Source organism: Streptomyces sp. CB01635 (assembly GCF_002803065.1).
Lineage (GTDB): Bacteria > Actinomycetota > Actinomycetes > Streptomycetales > Streptomycetaceae > Streptomyces.
Genome location: NZ_NNBL01000009.1, coordinates 58,584 through 73,108, shown reverse-complemented (window position 1 = coordinate 73,108; position 14,525 = coordinate 58,584). Strand labels below are relative to the sequence as shown.

The window sequence follows — 14,525 nt, the reverse complement described above, 5'->3', positions numbered from 1 at the left end:
CCTCGACCACCGCGCCACCGGGCCCCGCCTGATCTTCCCCGCAGCCCCCTGCCCACCCCCGTGCCCCTCGGCAGTACCCCCTGCCCGCACGCAAGAGCCGCCCCCACCCCGTCTCCCCGAAGGACCTCATGCATCCCCGCCCCCGCGCAGCCGTCGCCGCCTGCGCCGCCCTCGCTCTGAGCGCGGTGCTCGGCGGCTGCGGACTGATCACCGCCGACACCCCGGCGAACACCCTCACCGTCGCCGACTACTACACCGCCGAACCCGGCAACACCGCCCTCACCAGCATCCTGGACACGTGTGCCGCCGACACCGGCGTCGACGTCGTGCGCGAGGTCATGCCGCGCGCCCAGCTCGTACCGAAGCTCCTCCGCGACGGAGCCGCCAGGACCCTGCCCGACCTGATCCTCAGCGACAATCCCGACCTGCCCAAACTCGCCTCCACCGGCGCCCTGTTGCCGCTCGACGGGCGGCTCGACACCGACGGCTTCTACGACAGCGTTCTCGCGGCGGGCACCTACAAGGGGACGTTGTACGGCGTCGCGCCCGGCGTCAACGGGCTCGCCCTCTTCTACGACAAGGCCGCCTTCCGTGAGGCCGGACTCGAGCCGCCCACCGACTGGAAACAATTGCGGGCAGCGGCAAGCGAATTGACGCGGGGGCACCGCTACGGGCTCGCGCTCTCCGCCGTCGGAACCGAGGAAGGGTCCTGGCAGTACGAGCCGTTCCTGTGGGGCGCGGGCGCCGACCTCGACGACCTGGACTCGCCGCGGTCCGTGTCGGCGCTGTCCTACTGGACGTCCCTGTTCGCCGACGGGTCGGTGTCCAAGTCGGCGCTCAACTGGCAGCAGTCCGACGTCGCCGAGCAGTTCATCGGCCACCACGCCGCGATGATGGTCAACGGCTCCTGGCAGCTTGCCGCCCTCGACGCCGTCAAGGGCCTGGACTACGGCGTCGTACCGCTGCCGGGGAAGGTGAGCGGCACCTCTCCCGTCACCCCGCTCGGCGGCGAGACCTGGGCCGTCCCCAAGGGCGACAAGCAGGACAAGGCCGTCGAGCTGCTCGACTGCGTGCTCGGCCGCGACAACATGCTGCGCTGGGCGAGCCTGCGCGCCGACGTGCCCGCCGACCCGGCGGTCGCCGCGAAACTGGTGAAGCGGCAGCCCGACCTCGCCCCGTTCCTCGCGAGTGTGCCCGGCGCCCGCTCGCGCACCGCCGAGCTCGGCACCGGCTACCCCACGGTCTCGCAGGCCCTGTACACGGCCCTGCAGGAGGCGGCGACAGGCCGCCGCACCCCCGCCGACGCCCTTGCCGCCGCGCAGCGGGCCGCCGCCACCTCCGACGACAACTGATGGGGCGCCGACCATGACCACACTCCTCGACCGGCCCGCCACCGCGGCCGCCGCCCGGCCACCCGCGCCGTGCCCGGCGGCCCGCCGCGCACGGCTCGTCCGGCTCAGCTTCTGGGTCCCCGCCGTGCTCTACCTGGCCGTCTTCTTCGGCTACCCGATCGCCGCCAACGTCGTCATGTCCTTCCAGGACTACACGGTCACGTCCTTCTACCGAGGCGGGGCGCCCTTCAACGGCGTCGCGAACTACACGCACGTCCTCGGCGACGACCTGTTCTCCGGCACGCTGTGGAACACGGTCGTCTTCACCGTCGCCTCGCTCGTCTTCCAGTTCGCCATCGGCTTGGGCCTGGCAGTGTTCTTCCGCCGGCACTTCCCGCTGAGCGGTGTCCTGCGCGCCCTTCTCCTGCTGCCGTGGCTGCTGCCGCTCCTGGTCTCCGGCACCGTCTTCCGCTGGCTGCTCGACCAGGACTACGGCGTCGTCAACCAGGTCCTGATGAATCTGCACCTGATCTCCGACCCGGTGCCCTGGCTGGTCAGCCCCGACTACGCGATGACGGCCGTCGTCCTCGCCAACGTCTGGATCGGCATCCCCTTCAACATGGTGATCCTGTACGGCGGACTGCAGTCCATCCCGCCCCAGCTGTACGAGGCCGCGTCCCTCGACGGCGCCGGTGCCTGGCACAAGTTCCGGCACGTCACCTGGCCACTGCTGCGCCCCACCACCTCGGTGGTGCTGATGCTGGGCCTCATCTACACCATCAAGGCGTTCGACGTCGTCATGGTGCTCACCCAGGGCGGGCCCGCGGGCGCCACGCAGCTGCTGTCGACGTGGTCGTACCAACTGTCGTTCACCGAGCTGCACTTCGGTCAGGGCGCCGCCGTCGGCAACGTCCTCATCGTCATCGCCACCCTCTGCGCCCTCGTGTACCTGCGGGCCGTGCGCGCCGAGCAGTCCGAGAACGAGAGGTAGACGACCACCATGTCCGCTCCCGCCCCTTCCTCGGGCGTCCCCACCGTGCGCAGGTGGGCCACCACCGTGCTCGCGCTGCTCATCGTCGCGGTCTTCCTCTTCCCGCTGTACTGGATGCTCAACGCCTCGCTCCAGCCCGCGCAGGCACTGCTGTCCATCCCGCCGAAGTGGATCCCGACCGACCCCACCCTCGACGGCTACCGCGCCGCCTTCGACACCCAGGGCCGGCACCTGCTGATCAGCCTGTTCGTCGCCTGCGGCGTCGTCGTGCTGACGCTGCTCCTGGCGACGCCCCTGGCCTGGGCCCTCGCCAGGTTCCGCCTGCGGTACGCCGCCCCGCTGATGTTCGTGCTCCTGATCGTCCAGATGCTGCCGGGCATCGTGAAGGCCAACTCGCTGTTCACCCTGTACAGCCACCTCGGGCTACTGAACAACACCATCGGCCTCATGCTCGCCCAGTCCACCCTCGCCGTCCCGTTCGCCGCGGTACTGCTCCGCTCCCAACTGCGCGACATCCCGGCCGAGATCATCGAGGCCGCCGCGCTCGACGGCGCCGGAACGTGGCGCACCTTCCTGCGCATCGTCGTCCCGCTGTCCCGCAACGGGCTCATCACCGCGGGCCTGTTCGCGTTCCTGTTCTCCTGGGCCGACTTCCTCTTCGCCATCAGCCTCACCTCCCGCGACGCCGTCACGCCCGTCACCGTCGGCATCTACCGCTTCATCGGCGCCAACGCCACCGACTGGAACGCCCTGATGGCCTCCGCCGTCCTCGCGTCGGTACCCGCCGCGATCCTCCTGATCGTCGCCCAGCGCTATATCGCCGTCGGCATCACGGGCGGCTCGGTCAAGGACTGAGCCTTACCTCCCGTCTCCCCCTTTCCACCCCGTACTGGAGCAATGAACGTGACCACCTTCCGGGAACACGACGGCGGCCTCGAATGGCGCGGCGAGCACGAAGTGCTGCGCATCGAACCCTGGGGAGCCGACTCCCTGCGCGTTCGCGCGGCCCTCGGCCGGCTGCGCGACGACATCCCCGGCGCCCTCCTCGACCGCGACGACACCACCGGGCCGGCCGCCACGATCACGGTCCCGGACCTCACCGGCCTCCGGGTCTTCAAGAACGGCCTCGGCTCGCCCACCGACCCCGTGCCCCCGGCCCGCATCACCCAGGGCAACATCACCGCCGAACTCACCCTCGACGGCCTGATCCGCTTCGTGCGCACCGCCGACGGCACCGAACTCCTCGCCGAACGCCCGGCCCACTTCTGGTGGCCCGGCAGCCGGGTGCACACCCCGGTGGGTCATGGCTACCGGCGTCTGGAGCAGAACTTCCAGGCGTACGAAGGCGAACGCCTCTACGGTCTCGGCCAGCGCCAGCACGGCCTCCTCGACCAGAAGGGCACGGTGACCGACCTCGTCCAGCGCAACACCGAGGTCACCATCCCGTTCGCGCTCTCCAACCGCGGCTACGGCCTGCTGTGGAACAGCCCCGCCGTCGGCCGCGTCGAACTCGCCGTCACCGGCACCCGCTGGGTCGCCGACAGCGCCCGCCAGATCGACTACTGGATCACCGCCGGCGACCGCCCCGCCGACATCCTGCGCTCCTACGCCGACGCCACCGGACACGCCCCCGAACTCCCCTCCTGGGCCAGCGGGTTCTGGCAGTGCAAGCTGCGCTACCGCACCCAGGAGGAACTCCTCACCGTCGCCCGCGAACACCGGCGGCGCGGCCTGCCGCTCTCCGTGATCGTCGCGGACTTCTTCCACTGGACCCGGCTCGGCGACTGGCGCTTCGACCCCGCCGAGTGGCCCGACCCGGCCGCCATGGTCGAGGAGCTGGACGAGATGGGCGTCAAGCTGATGGTCTCCGTCTGGCCCTCCGTCAACCGCTCCTCCGAGCACTACGACGCCCTCGAGCGCGGCGGCATGCTCGCCGCCAACGAGTACGGCACCGCGGCCCACGCCACCTGGGTCGACAAGGGCGCCGACCACCGCGTGATGGTGTCCTTCTACGACCCGACCAACCCCGACACCCGCGCCTTCGTCTGGGACAAGGTCCGCGAGAACTACCAGTCCCTCGGCATCAACCTGTGGTGGCTGGACGCCTGTGAACCCGAGATGAAGCCCGGCCACCCGGCCAACCTGCGCCTGCATGCGGGTCACGGCGCCGAGGTCGCCAACCTGTACCCGCGAGAGAACGCCCGCATCTTCCACGAGGGCATGGCGGCCTCCGGCAACACCGACGGCATGTCATTCTCGCGCTCCGCGTGGGCGGGCAGCCAGCGCTACGGCACCGCCGTCTGGTCCGGCGACATCGGCACCGACTTCACCGCGCTGCGGCAGCAGATCGCCGCCGGCCTCAACATCGGCATCTCCGGCATCCCCTGGTGGACCACCGACATCGGCGGCTTCCATGGCGGCGACCCCGACGACCCGGCCTTCCGCGAGGTGCTGATCCGCTGGTTCCAGTTCGGGGCGCTCTGCCCGATCTTCCGCCTCCACGGCTTCCGCCTGCCCTGGCTGCCGCTGGGCGGCGAGATGACCGGCGGCCCCAACGAGGTCTGGTCGTACGGCGATCAGGCCTACCGTATCCTCGGCGACTACCTCGCCCTACGCGAACGCATCCGCCCCTACATCGACGAGCAGATGCGCACCGCGTCCCGCGAGGGCCTGCCGCCGATGCGAGCTCTGTTCCTGGAGTTCCCTGACGACGACGCCTGCTGGACGGTCGCCGACTCGTACCTGCTCGGGCCCGACCTGCTGGTCGCCCCGGTCACCACCGCGGGCGCAACGACGCGCGAGGTGTACCTCCCGGCGGGCGCGCGCTGGACGTGCGCCTGGACCGGCGCCGACTTCGAGGGCGGGGCCCGGGTGACGGTGGACGCTCCGCTGGAGCGGATACCGCTGTTCCTGCGGGACGGGACGCGGCTACCGGTCTCGGCCTGAACATCCCCGGCCCTCCGCGTGGCCGCGGCCGAACAGCGGGATCCGGTCGGTGCACTCCTCCCGCGCTGAGCGTATGAATCGTCACCGCTCCGCATCTCGCACCGGCCGCCAAGGCGACGGGAGCCGGCCTGTATGCGTTCACGGGGCCGCGGTGACCTCGTCGGCTTCCGCCGAGTGTTCCGCGCGGGACGAGGTGACCACCTCCGAGCGTCGGGTACCCCGGTCCATGAGGCCTCCCGTGAAGGCGAGGCCCAGGCCGGCCAGGGCGAGAGCCGCCCCGACCAGGTTGGGCGAGGCCCAGCCCCAGCCCGCCGAGATGGCCAGGCCGCCGAGCCAGGCACCGCCCGCGTTGGCGAGGTTGAATGCGGAGTGGTTGGAGGCGGCCGCCATCGTCGGAGCGTTCTGCGCCTTGGCCATGAGCAACATCTGGACGGGCGTGGTGATGAGAGAACCCATGGCACCGATGAAGGCGATCGTCACCAGCGCGGGCACGGTGCTGTTGACGGTGAAATAGAACGTCACCAGCGCCGCGGCCAGCAGAGCGAGCCCCGCGTACAGCGTCGGCCTCAGGGCACGGTCCGTGAGCGGGCCTGCGATCACCGTGCCGAGCGTCATGCCGACGCCGTAGAGCGCGAGGACCAGCGTGGTGGAGGAGTCGGAGATGCCCGTCACGTTCGTGAGCATGGGCACCAGGTAGCTGTAGACGGCGAAGAACCCGCCGAACCCGACGACAGCCGTGGCCAGGCCGATCGCGACCTGCCTGTTGCCCATCGCCCGCAGCTCGTGCCGGATGCCGGACTGCCGGCCACGTGGCTGGTGGGGAACGAAGAGGGCCAGGGAGGCGAGGGCGACGATGCCGATGACGGCGACTGCCCAGTAGGCGGACCGCCAGCCCAGGTGCTGCCCGAGGGCCGTACTCGCCGGCACTCCGACGATGTTCGCAATGGTGAGCCCGAGGAACATCTTCGACACGGCACGTGCGGCCCGTTCGGGTGCGACCAGCCGGGAAGCGACGACGGCGCCCACACCGAACAGCGCTCCGTGCGGCAGACCTGCCAGAAAGCGCGCGGCGAAGAGCAGTCCGAAGCTGGGAGCGAGCGCGGACGCGATGTTGCCGACCACGAACAGTCCGGACAGGAGCAGCAGCAGCCGCTTGTGGGTAACGCGCGCGCCGATGCCCGTCAGCACGGGGGCGCCGACGACGACACCGAGCGCGTAGGCCGAGACGAGGTTGCCGGCATGCGGCACGGATACGTCGATGCCGTCAGCGATCTGGGGCAGCAGCCCCATCGTGGCGAATTCGGTCGTGCCGATGCCGAACGCGACAACAGCAAGGGCCAGCAGGGCCAGCGGCATGGTGCAGGAGACCTTTCGAAGACAGTGGTCCATGAGCGGATGGGTGTGGATGGGACCGGGAAGGTCTCCGACCAGGTGGTCTGTCACGCTGGGCGCCCTGGCCCGGCGCCACCTTGGAGCAGGTTGGACAGGGGTAAGCCCACAAGGCTCAGCAGTGCGGGGGACCCGCGCATTCCAAGATCGACCAGAACGTGTCGGTGACCTCCGTCACCCGTTGTCGCCCGTCCTGTTGTGTACTGCTGCCGCCCGTCGCCCTTTGGTCGGCACTCCCTCCCGCGAGGGAGTGCGTGTGCAGGGGGCTGTCGTTTGGGGGTCGGGCCAGCGGTGGCACTCGCCGTTGCTCGGGGCGGTCCGCTCGGCCGATGCCGGGTGTTACTCCGGCGTGCACCCCGTGCAGGGTGGATGCGATGACGGCGTCCAGTCCGTGCTCGGAGTGGTGCGGGGGCGACGGGTCACTGCTCCTGATCCCTGGCCCCCTCGTAGACAGCCGCGTCTCAAGATCCCTTGAGACGCGGCTTTTACATGCCAACCGCAAGGTGCATGGTTGGTGCGCCTCTCCGTCGGCAGGTCGGCGAGTAACTGGAGCGACTCGCAGCCGCCTGTCTAGGAGGCGCTTGCCGCGGCGCGGGCCGGGCGATCCCCGTGCCGTGTTGTGCGCGGGTGGCGCCGAGGACGGCGAGTCCGCTGTGCACTCGGCGATATCCCCAGGAGGGATTTTTGTGGGCCAGGCGCAGGACGAGAAGGCGGATGGAGCGCACGGTGCGGGGGCGCCTTGCCTTCTCCGGCTGGCAGGTCTGGGTGTGCTGCCGGTGCATCAGGTTGCGGTGCCGGCGCAGCACGTGTCCGGGTGGACGAGCAGCGGCAGCCGGTGGGGGCTGGGCGGGGAGTGGGGTCAGCAGCGCGGCGAGGAAGGTCCGCTCCTCGGGCCGAGACGTCGGCTTGTCGGTGCCGAGATGGCGTTCCAGGAGGGTGATCTGGTGGTGTAGCGCCAGGACCTCGATGTCTTTGTCATGGTCGCTCATGGGCAGCATCCGCAGCGCGGCGACGGCGTGGGTGACGGCCGGGTAGGCGAAGCGGATCAGCACGAGGGGCGATCATGCCGTGTTCTGGGAGTAGTTCCGCGAGCGGGGTGACCTGCACGGACGAAGTTTTCGGCAGGCGCACTGCTCCACCACCTCCCAGGGGAGAAGCCGCGGGGCGTCCGGCTGCTGGTACGCCCGAACACGCTTTTGCGCCGGCACCGGGCCCCGCTCAACTGTCGCTGCGTTCCCGTGCGTTCAGAGGGTGGGCTTGTCGAACTGGTCGAGGAGTGCTTCGGTGAGTGTGTCGCTCATTGGGGCAGCAGCACCGTCGTGCAGCGATTGTTCGGCCCAGATGACCTTGCCGTCAGGCGTGTACCGCGTGCCCCATCGCTGGGCGAACTGCGCCACCAGGAACAGCCCACGGCCGCCCTCATCCGTGGTCGCTGCCCTCCGCACATGTGGCGACGTGCTGGATCCGTCCGACACCTCGCAGATCAGGCTGCGGCAGTGCAGCAGCCGCACCCTGATGGGCGGCGAGCCGTACCGGATCGCATTGGTGATCAGCTCGCTGAGGATGAGTTCCGTGGTGAACCCGATGTCTCCCAGCCCCCACGCCTGCAGTTGCGCCCCGCACTCCGCACGGACCGGGGCGACCGCCGCCGGATCGGGCGGCACCTCCCAGTGCGCCACCCTCGACGGCTCGAGCAACCGGGTGCGTGCCACCAGCAGCGCGATGTCATCGGCCGGGTGCGCCGGCAGCATCGCGTCGATCGCTGCCTGACACGTCTCATCCGGAGTCCGACCCGCCCCCTCCAGCGCCTGGTGCAGCAGGGCCAGTCCGGTGTCGATGTCCCGGTCGCGGTTCACGATCAGCCCGTCGGTGTACAGCACAAGTCGTGAGCCCTCGGGCAGGCGCAGCTCGGTGGTTTCGAAGGGGTGGCCGCCCAGGCCGAGAGGAGGCGAAGCGGGCACTTCCGGAGAGGTGACGGTCCCGTCCGGATCCACCACCGCCGGGCCCGGGTGCCCTGCTCGCGCCGTCGTGCAGACTCTCGTGGCCGGGTCGTAGATCGCGTACAGGCAGGTCGCCCCGGTGACCGCTTCGCTTTGCCGGCCCTGCGGGCCGTCGTCGGTGCTCTCGTCGCTGTCGATGCGGGTGACCAGTTCGTCCAGGTGCCCGAGCAGTTCGTCCGGCGGCAGGTCCAGGGCGGAGAAGTTCTGTACCGCAGTGCGCAGCCGCCCCATCGTCGCCGCCGCGTGCAGTCCGTGCCCGACCACGTCACCGACCACCAGCGCTACCCGGGCGCCCGGCAGCGGGATGACGTCGAACCAGTCCCCGCCCACCCCGGCTTCGGCCGGCAGATACCGCCAGGCCACCTCCAGCGCGTCCTGTTCCGGTACCCCCTGCGGCAGCAGACTTCGCTGCAGTGTCACTGCCATCGTGTGCTCGCGTGTGAAGCGGCGGGCGTTGTCGATGGCCACCGCCGCCCTCGCCGCCAGCTCCTCAGCGAAGGAGAGGTCTTCTTCCTTGAACGGGGGCGAATCCCCTGTGCGCCAGAAGTTCGTCGTCCCCAGCACCACACCACGCGCCTGGAGCGGCGCCGTCACCAGCGAATGCACCCCGCGCGCCAGGGCCCTACTGGCCCCGTCGGGGTCCTGCTCCCGCCACCCCCAGGCCTGTCGCAGGTCGTCCTCCAGCACCGCCCGCCCTGTCTCCAGGGCCCGCGCCTGCGGAGCCGTCGGCGAGTAGGTGATCAGCTGTCCGACCGGGTAGATCCCCTCCCGTTCCTGATACCCCTCGCTGATTACGGTACGGCGCACATCCGCCGTCCTGGTCGGCTCCTCGCCCCGCTCCACCGACTCCAGCAGATCGACGGTGACGATGTCGGCAAACCGCGGGGTCGCCACATCCGCCAGCTCCTGCGCGGTGCGTACCACGTCCAGCGTGGTACCGATCCGTACTCCCGCGTCGTACAAGAGGGTCAACCGCTCCCGCGCCACCTCCGCCCGTCCGGTGACCACGGCTAGCTCCGTGGTGTCCCGCAACGTCACCACCCAGCCTGCTTGACCGCCGAAAGGGGCAGTGGGTCGCATGTTGACCGCCAGCAATCGGTCCCCCGCGCGATGCACCTCATCTGTGGTCGCCTCGCCCGACGTCAGCAGCCGCGCCGTATCGGCATCCAACTTCAGCTCTGCCACCTGCCGCTGTTCCGCATCCGCCGGTAGCTCCAGCAGCCGCCGCGCCTCGTCGTTGGCCAGCATCAGCCGCCCGTCGGCACCGATGATCAGTACCCCTTCCCGGGCCGCGTGCAGCACCGCGTCATGGTGCTCGTACATCCGCGTCATCTCCGCCGGGCCCAGACCATGCGTCTGCCCACGCAACCTCCTGGCGACCAATGCCGTCCCGAGAGTGGACAAGGCGAGCGCGGCCGCCCCGGCACCGAAAATGATCGGCATTTGCCGTGCCGAAAGGGCGGTCACCTTTCGGACCTTGATCCCGGCGGAAACCAGGCCGACGACCGAGCCGCGGTCATCGGTCACCGGCACCACCGCCTGGATGACCGGCCCGCTGCCCTCGGCCAGGGGCAGCCCGCGGGCCCGCTCGATGGTGGTGCGGCCTTCCAGCGACGGTTTGATGGTGCCAATGAACTTCTTCCCGATCCGCTTCGGGTCGGGGTGCGTATAGCGAATTCCGTTGGTGTCCAGGACAACAATGAAGGTCACCCCAGCCCGCTTCCGGGCCGCTTCGGCACGCGGCTGCAGCACGGCCGTCGGATCCTTGCTGTTCAAGGCCTGGACCGTGCCCGGGGCGTTCGCGAACGCCTCTGCTGCGGTCAGCGACTGGCGCTCGGCCTCGCGCGTACTGGCACGCCCCGCCTGGAGCACCAGGGCCGTCACCGCGGCCGCAACCAGCAGCACCACGATCACGACCTGCATAACGAACACCTGCCCGGCGACGCTGCGCAGATTCAGCAGTGAGCGCAGCCCCGAGCCCGCGGACTCACCATGTCCAGACGCGGGGCCGGTGAAGAGACGGTGCGACTCATGCCGTTTTGGGCTGGAAAATCCCTTCATATTCACTTTCTAGCACTGTTTTCTGTCCCGCTGTGGGGCGCCCAGGTAGGGGTGTGACCGAGGTGTGCCGCGTCAAAGGGACAATGGGATGATCTTGAAGCCTTGAGTGCCCCACCAATTCACTCGTCCTGCGCGTATTTATGGATGAGGCCGCCAAGGCGGTCGTGCCGGATGACATGCGACGGACCATCGGCGGTGAGCGGTTCCGGCGCTCGGGCACCATCGGGACATCGCTGTCCGAGTGATCGGTGAGACCGATGCTCATTGTGGTGGCCGGCGTACTCGTCGACGAGGAGGCGCAAGTGCCGCTTCAGTGGATTCCGATAGGGGATCTCGAAGGGAATGGCTTCCACTCCGGTGATTTTCGCGGCGCTCCTCCTGCGCATTCATTGCTTTTCCGCTCGGCGGACGTCAGGGATGTCCAGTTTCTTGGGAGAACGTCTGCCCGGTGTTTTCGGCAGCGGCGAGTCGTCGTCCGTGCGCCAGGCCAGGGCCGGCGGAACGCGTCCTCGATCTCCTGGCAGACCACGATTTCGCGTGGCACGGAGCGGATGGAGTCCGGGAGGGGGCGGCGTTGCCGAGGCCGGTGGCAATCAGGGTCAACGGCTCGTCATCCGGTCTGCCGGTGTCGGCGGCCCCCCTGCTGTCCTGCTCGGGCGGCCTGTTCGACGGTGTGACCGAGGGCGAAGATCCCACCTGCAGCGATGACTTTACGAGTCCCGCAGGACCCCACCATCGTGCGAATGGCTTCGTGGTCCGTTAAGGCTCGGGCACCAACACGGCTCGCCCCCGCATTGCGCCTTCCCTCAGCCGATGGAAGGCCGTCTGTGCGGCGGACAGCGGGAACTGCTCCGTCTCGACGTGGAGCGTCCCGGCGCGTGCCAGTGTGACCACCTCGGCGAGTTCGGGCCGAGTGCCCCAGAACGGTAGGGAGAGCCGGAAGCCAGGGGGGAGGAACCCGGGCTTGCGTACGGTCAGTTGACCGCCGCCGCTGCCGACGACCACGAGCTCTCCGCCCGGGCGCAGGATCTCGGTGGCGAGGGCAAGAGTCGCCTTGTTGCCGACGAAATCGAGCACGGCGTCCGCTCCCACGCCTCCGGTGCCGGTCCGAAGTGCTCGACTGGTGTCCGCCCGCATCAGCGTCGAGGCATGCGCACCGGACCGGTGGGCGAGCGCGAGCGCCGCCTCGCGGATGTCGACCGCGAGAACACGACTCGGCGTGGTGGCGCGCAGGATCTGGATGGCCAGGTGGCCGAGCCCGCCGACGCCGATGACCACGGCGGTCGAGCCCTCGCCGAGCGCGTGCCGCACTCCGGCGATGGCGTGGTACGAGGTCAGGCCCGCGTCGGAGAGCGGCGCCGCCTGGTCGGCGGCCAGGTCGCCGATCGGCACCAAGTAGTGGGCGGATGGGACGAGTACGTACTCGGCCATGCCGCCGTCCCGGCCGAGCCCGACCCCGTGCCGGTCGAGGTCGCCGCGCCGGTCGCAGTAGTTGTCCCGGCCCGCGGCGCAGCGGGCGCATCGACCGCAGCCCCACGGGCCGTAGACCACGACGCGTTCGCCCGGCGTCGGGCCGTCGGTGTCGGGGCCGAGGGCCTCGACGTGTCCGGCGACCTCGTGGCCGAGGGTGAACGGTGGCTTGTAGGGAAGCGCGCCGGCCGCCGCGTCGACGACGTGCACATCGGACTGGCAGAGCCCTGCGGCCTCCACCCGCACCAGCACCTCGGTGGCGCGGGGGACCGGGCGCTCGACGTCCACGAACGCCGGTCCCCGTCCCCAACCCGTCAGCCGTACTGCCTTCATGGTCACCGTCCCGGCTCTTGTCAGATCGACAGCGGTGACGGTAACAGAGACGAAGTCAGTTCAGTATCGGGGATGCCCGCAGGGGCAGAGGGAGCATCAGGATGAGCAGCGACACACGGCAGAGCCGGGACACACGGCAGAGCCGGGACGCACAGCAGGGCCGGGACCCGCGGCAGGGCCCCGATGCGCAACAGGGCGGGTTCGCGGGCAAGGTCGCGATGGTGACGGGGGCCGGCTCCGGTATGGGCGCGGCCGTCGCCCGGCAGCTCGCCGCCGAGGGGGCCCGGGCCGTGGTCCTCGCCGACGTGAACAGCGAGAACGCCGGCACCGTCGCCAAGGGGCTCTCCGTCGGCAGGGCGGTAGCCCTCGATGTGGCGGACGCTCCGGCGGTCGACGCGGCCGTCGCGGACATCGTGCGGGAACACGGGCGTCTCGACGTCGTGGTGCACGCGGCGGGCGTCGATGACCCCGAGGCCAAGGAACTGATCGCGGACGCGCTGGTGGACGGGCGTCCGGCCGAGGTGACCGACCGCCTCACCGACGCGGCCTGGGGACGCGTCATGCGGATCAATCTGGACGGAACCTTCCATGTGCTGCGTGCCGCGGTGCGTGTCATGCGGCCGCGGAAGGCGGGCGCGATCGTCGTCATCGGCTCCTCGTCGGCCTTCGACACCCCCGTCGGCTACCCCCACTACGCCGCCTCCAAGGCGGGGGTCCACGCGCTGACGCAGGCCGTGGCCAAGGAGGTCGTCGCCTCTGGGATCAGGGTGAACGTGGTCGCGCCCGGCCCGACGGAGACCGGCATGGCGGCGCGCACTCCGGCGGTGCTGCGCAGTGGTTTCGCCGATCCGCGGGTGCGCCCGTACGCGACCCCCGAGGAGATCGCCGACATCGCCCTGTTCCTCGCGGGGGACGCGGCGGCGAATCTGGTCGGCGCGGTGTTGCTCGCCAACGGCGGCCGTTTCACGGTCTGAGCCGAATCCGTCCGCGCACAGGTCTTGCCCGCCCGGGACTCGATGCTTACCGTTCAGGAGGCAAGTTCATGAATTGAGTTCAGTTTGTCAATCGCCCGGGCGACGCTGAAGCTCCCGGAGCACGGGTGCTCGGGCACGAGGAGACGGTCGACGTGGATCAGTTCCTGCTCATCCTGGTGAGCGGTCTCGCCAGCGGTGCGGTGTACGGCCTGATGGGCCTCGGGCTGGTGATCATCTATCGGGCGACGGACGTGGTGAACTTCGCGCTCGCCAGCCTCGCGACCGTCGGGCTCTACGCGGCACTGACGCTGTACGAGAAGGGTCTGCCACTTCTCGTGACCGCCGTGGTCGCGATCGTCGTCACCGCCGGGGTCGGCCTGGTCGCCCGGGAGACGGTGATCCGGCCACTGGCGCAGGGGGAGCTGCTCTCGGCCCTGGTCATGACCATGGGCGTCTCGCTCATCGCGGAGAGCGTCATCAGTACCGTCTGGGACGACCAGCCACGGCTCTTCCCGAGCCTGGTGGAGGGGTCCGTCTCGATCGGCGGCTCGGCGATTCCGAGGCAGAGCCTGCTGACCATCGGCGTGGCGGCCGTGGCGATGGCGCTGGTGGCGTATCTCTTCGGGCGGACGACCATCGGCTCCGCCATGCGGGCAGTCGCCGAGTCCGCCGACACCGCGCAGATCCTCGGCCTCGGCTCGCAGCGCATCGCGCGGATCGCCTGGGCGCTCGGGCTCGGCCTCGGCGCGCTCGCCGCGTTCCTCTACGCGCCCCGGGCGGGACTGGTGCCGACCGTGCTCAGCGCGCCGCTCTTCCGCGCCTTCGCCGGGATCTTCCTCGGCGGGCTGACAAGCATGTACGGGGCCGTGATCGGCGGGCTGACGGTCGGCGTGCTCGACAACCTCGCCGCGGGCTATGTCTCGGCCGGCTACCGCGACACGTTTGTGTTCTCGTTCACCATCCTCGTGCTGCTGATCCGCCCTCAGGGGCTGTTCGGCGTACGCACGTTCCAGCGGGTCTGAGGGAGCGG

Annotated in this window: 10 protein-coding genes; 6 read left to right on the top strand and 4 right to left on the bottom strand. The window is 70.1% G+C overall.

Translation table 11 applies throughout. From position 1 onward, the window contains the following. The first annotated feature begins 128 nt into the window (after positions 1 to 128). From CG723_RS23495 to CG723_RS23480, 4 genes are read left to right on the top strand one after another with little or no spacing between them, the layout of a single operon-like run. Positions 129 to 1,352 (top strand): sugar ABC transporter substrate-binding protein, encoded by a 1,224-nt coding sequence (locus tag CG723_RS23495; protein ID WP_100595453.1) that lies wholly within the window; start codon positions 129 to 131, stop codon positions 1,350 to 1,352. A 13-nt stretch (positions 1,353 to 1,365) separates the two neighbouring features. Continuing rightward, entirely contained in the window at positions 1,366 to 2,322 is a 957-nt protein-coding gene (locus CG723_RS23490) for a carbohydrate ABC transporter permease (RefSeq protein ID WP_100595452.1), read from the top strand. 9 nt (positions 2,323 to 2,331) lie between these two features. Continuing rightward, a complete protein-coding gene (locus CG723_RS23485; protein ID WP_100595451.1) occupies positions 2,332 to 3,177 on the top strand; it encodes a carbohydrate ABC transporter permease in 846 nt (281 codons plus the stop codon). Between the two features lie 42 nt (positions 3,178 to 3,219). Next, positions 3,220 to 5,268, top strand: coding sequence for a glycoside hydrolase family 31 protein (locus CG723_RS23480; protein ID WP_100595450.1), 2,049 nt, complete (start codon positions 3,220 to 3,222; stop codon positions 5,266 to 5,268). Positions 5,269 to 5,406: 138 nt separating this feature from the next. Here the strand turns inward: CG723_RS23480 and CG723_RS23470 are convergent, their stop codons facing one another. The 4 genes from CG723_RS23470 to CG723_RS23450 form a co-directional block, all read right to left on the bottom strand. After that, positions 5,407 to 6,624 (bottom strand): MFS transporter, encoded by a 1,218-nt coding sequence (locus CG723_RS23470; RefSeq protein WP_100595449.1) that lies wholly within the window; start codon positions 6,622 to 6,624, stop codon positions 5,407 to 5,409. A gap of 518 nt (positions 6,625 to 7,142) precedes the next feature. Further along, complete coding sequence (locus CG723_RS46370) at positions 7,143 to 7,709, bottom strand: hypothetical protein (protein WP_159032526.1); 567 nt, start codon at positions 7,707 to 7,709, stop codon at positions 7,143 to 7,145. A gap of 192 nt (positions 7,710 to 7,901) precedes the next feature. Beyond that, entirely contained in the window at positions 7,902 to 10,580 is a 2,679-nt protein-coding gene (locus tag CG723_RS23460) for a SpoIIE family protein phosphatase/ATP-binding protein (RefSeq protein WP_234374486.1), read from the bottom strand. Positions 10,581 to 11,477: 897 nt separating this feature from the next. Continuing rightward, positions 11,478 to 12,521, bottom strand: coding sequence for an NAD(P)-dependent alcohol dehydrogenase (locus CG723_RS23450; protein WP_100595446.1), 1,044 nt, complete (start codon positions 12,519 to 12,521; stop codon positions 11,478 to 11,480). A gap of 101 nt (positions 12,522 to 12,622) precedes the next feature. Between CG723_RS23450 and CG723_RS23445 the strand changes: the two genes are divergently transcribed. Both CG723_RS23445 and CG723_RS23440 read left to right on the top strand, forming a co-directional pair. Further along, a complete protein-coding gene (locus CG723_RS23445) occupies positions 12,623 to 13,495 on the top strand; it encodes an SDR family NAD(P)-dependent oxidoreductase (protein WP_100595445.1) in 873 nt (290 codons plus the stop codon). A 152-nt stretch (positions 13,496 to 13,647) separates the two neighbouring features. After that, positions 13,648 to 14,517, top strand: coding sequence for a branched-chain amino acid ABC transporter permease (locus tag CG723_RS23440; RefSeq protein ID WP_100595563.1), 870 nt, complete (start codon positions 13,648 to 13,650; stop codon positions 14,515 to 14,517). The last annotated feature ends 8 nt before the right edge of the window (positions 14,518 to 14,525 follow it).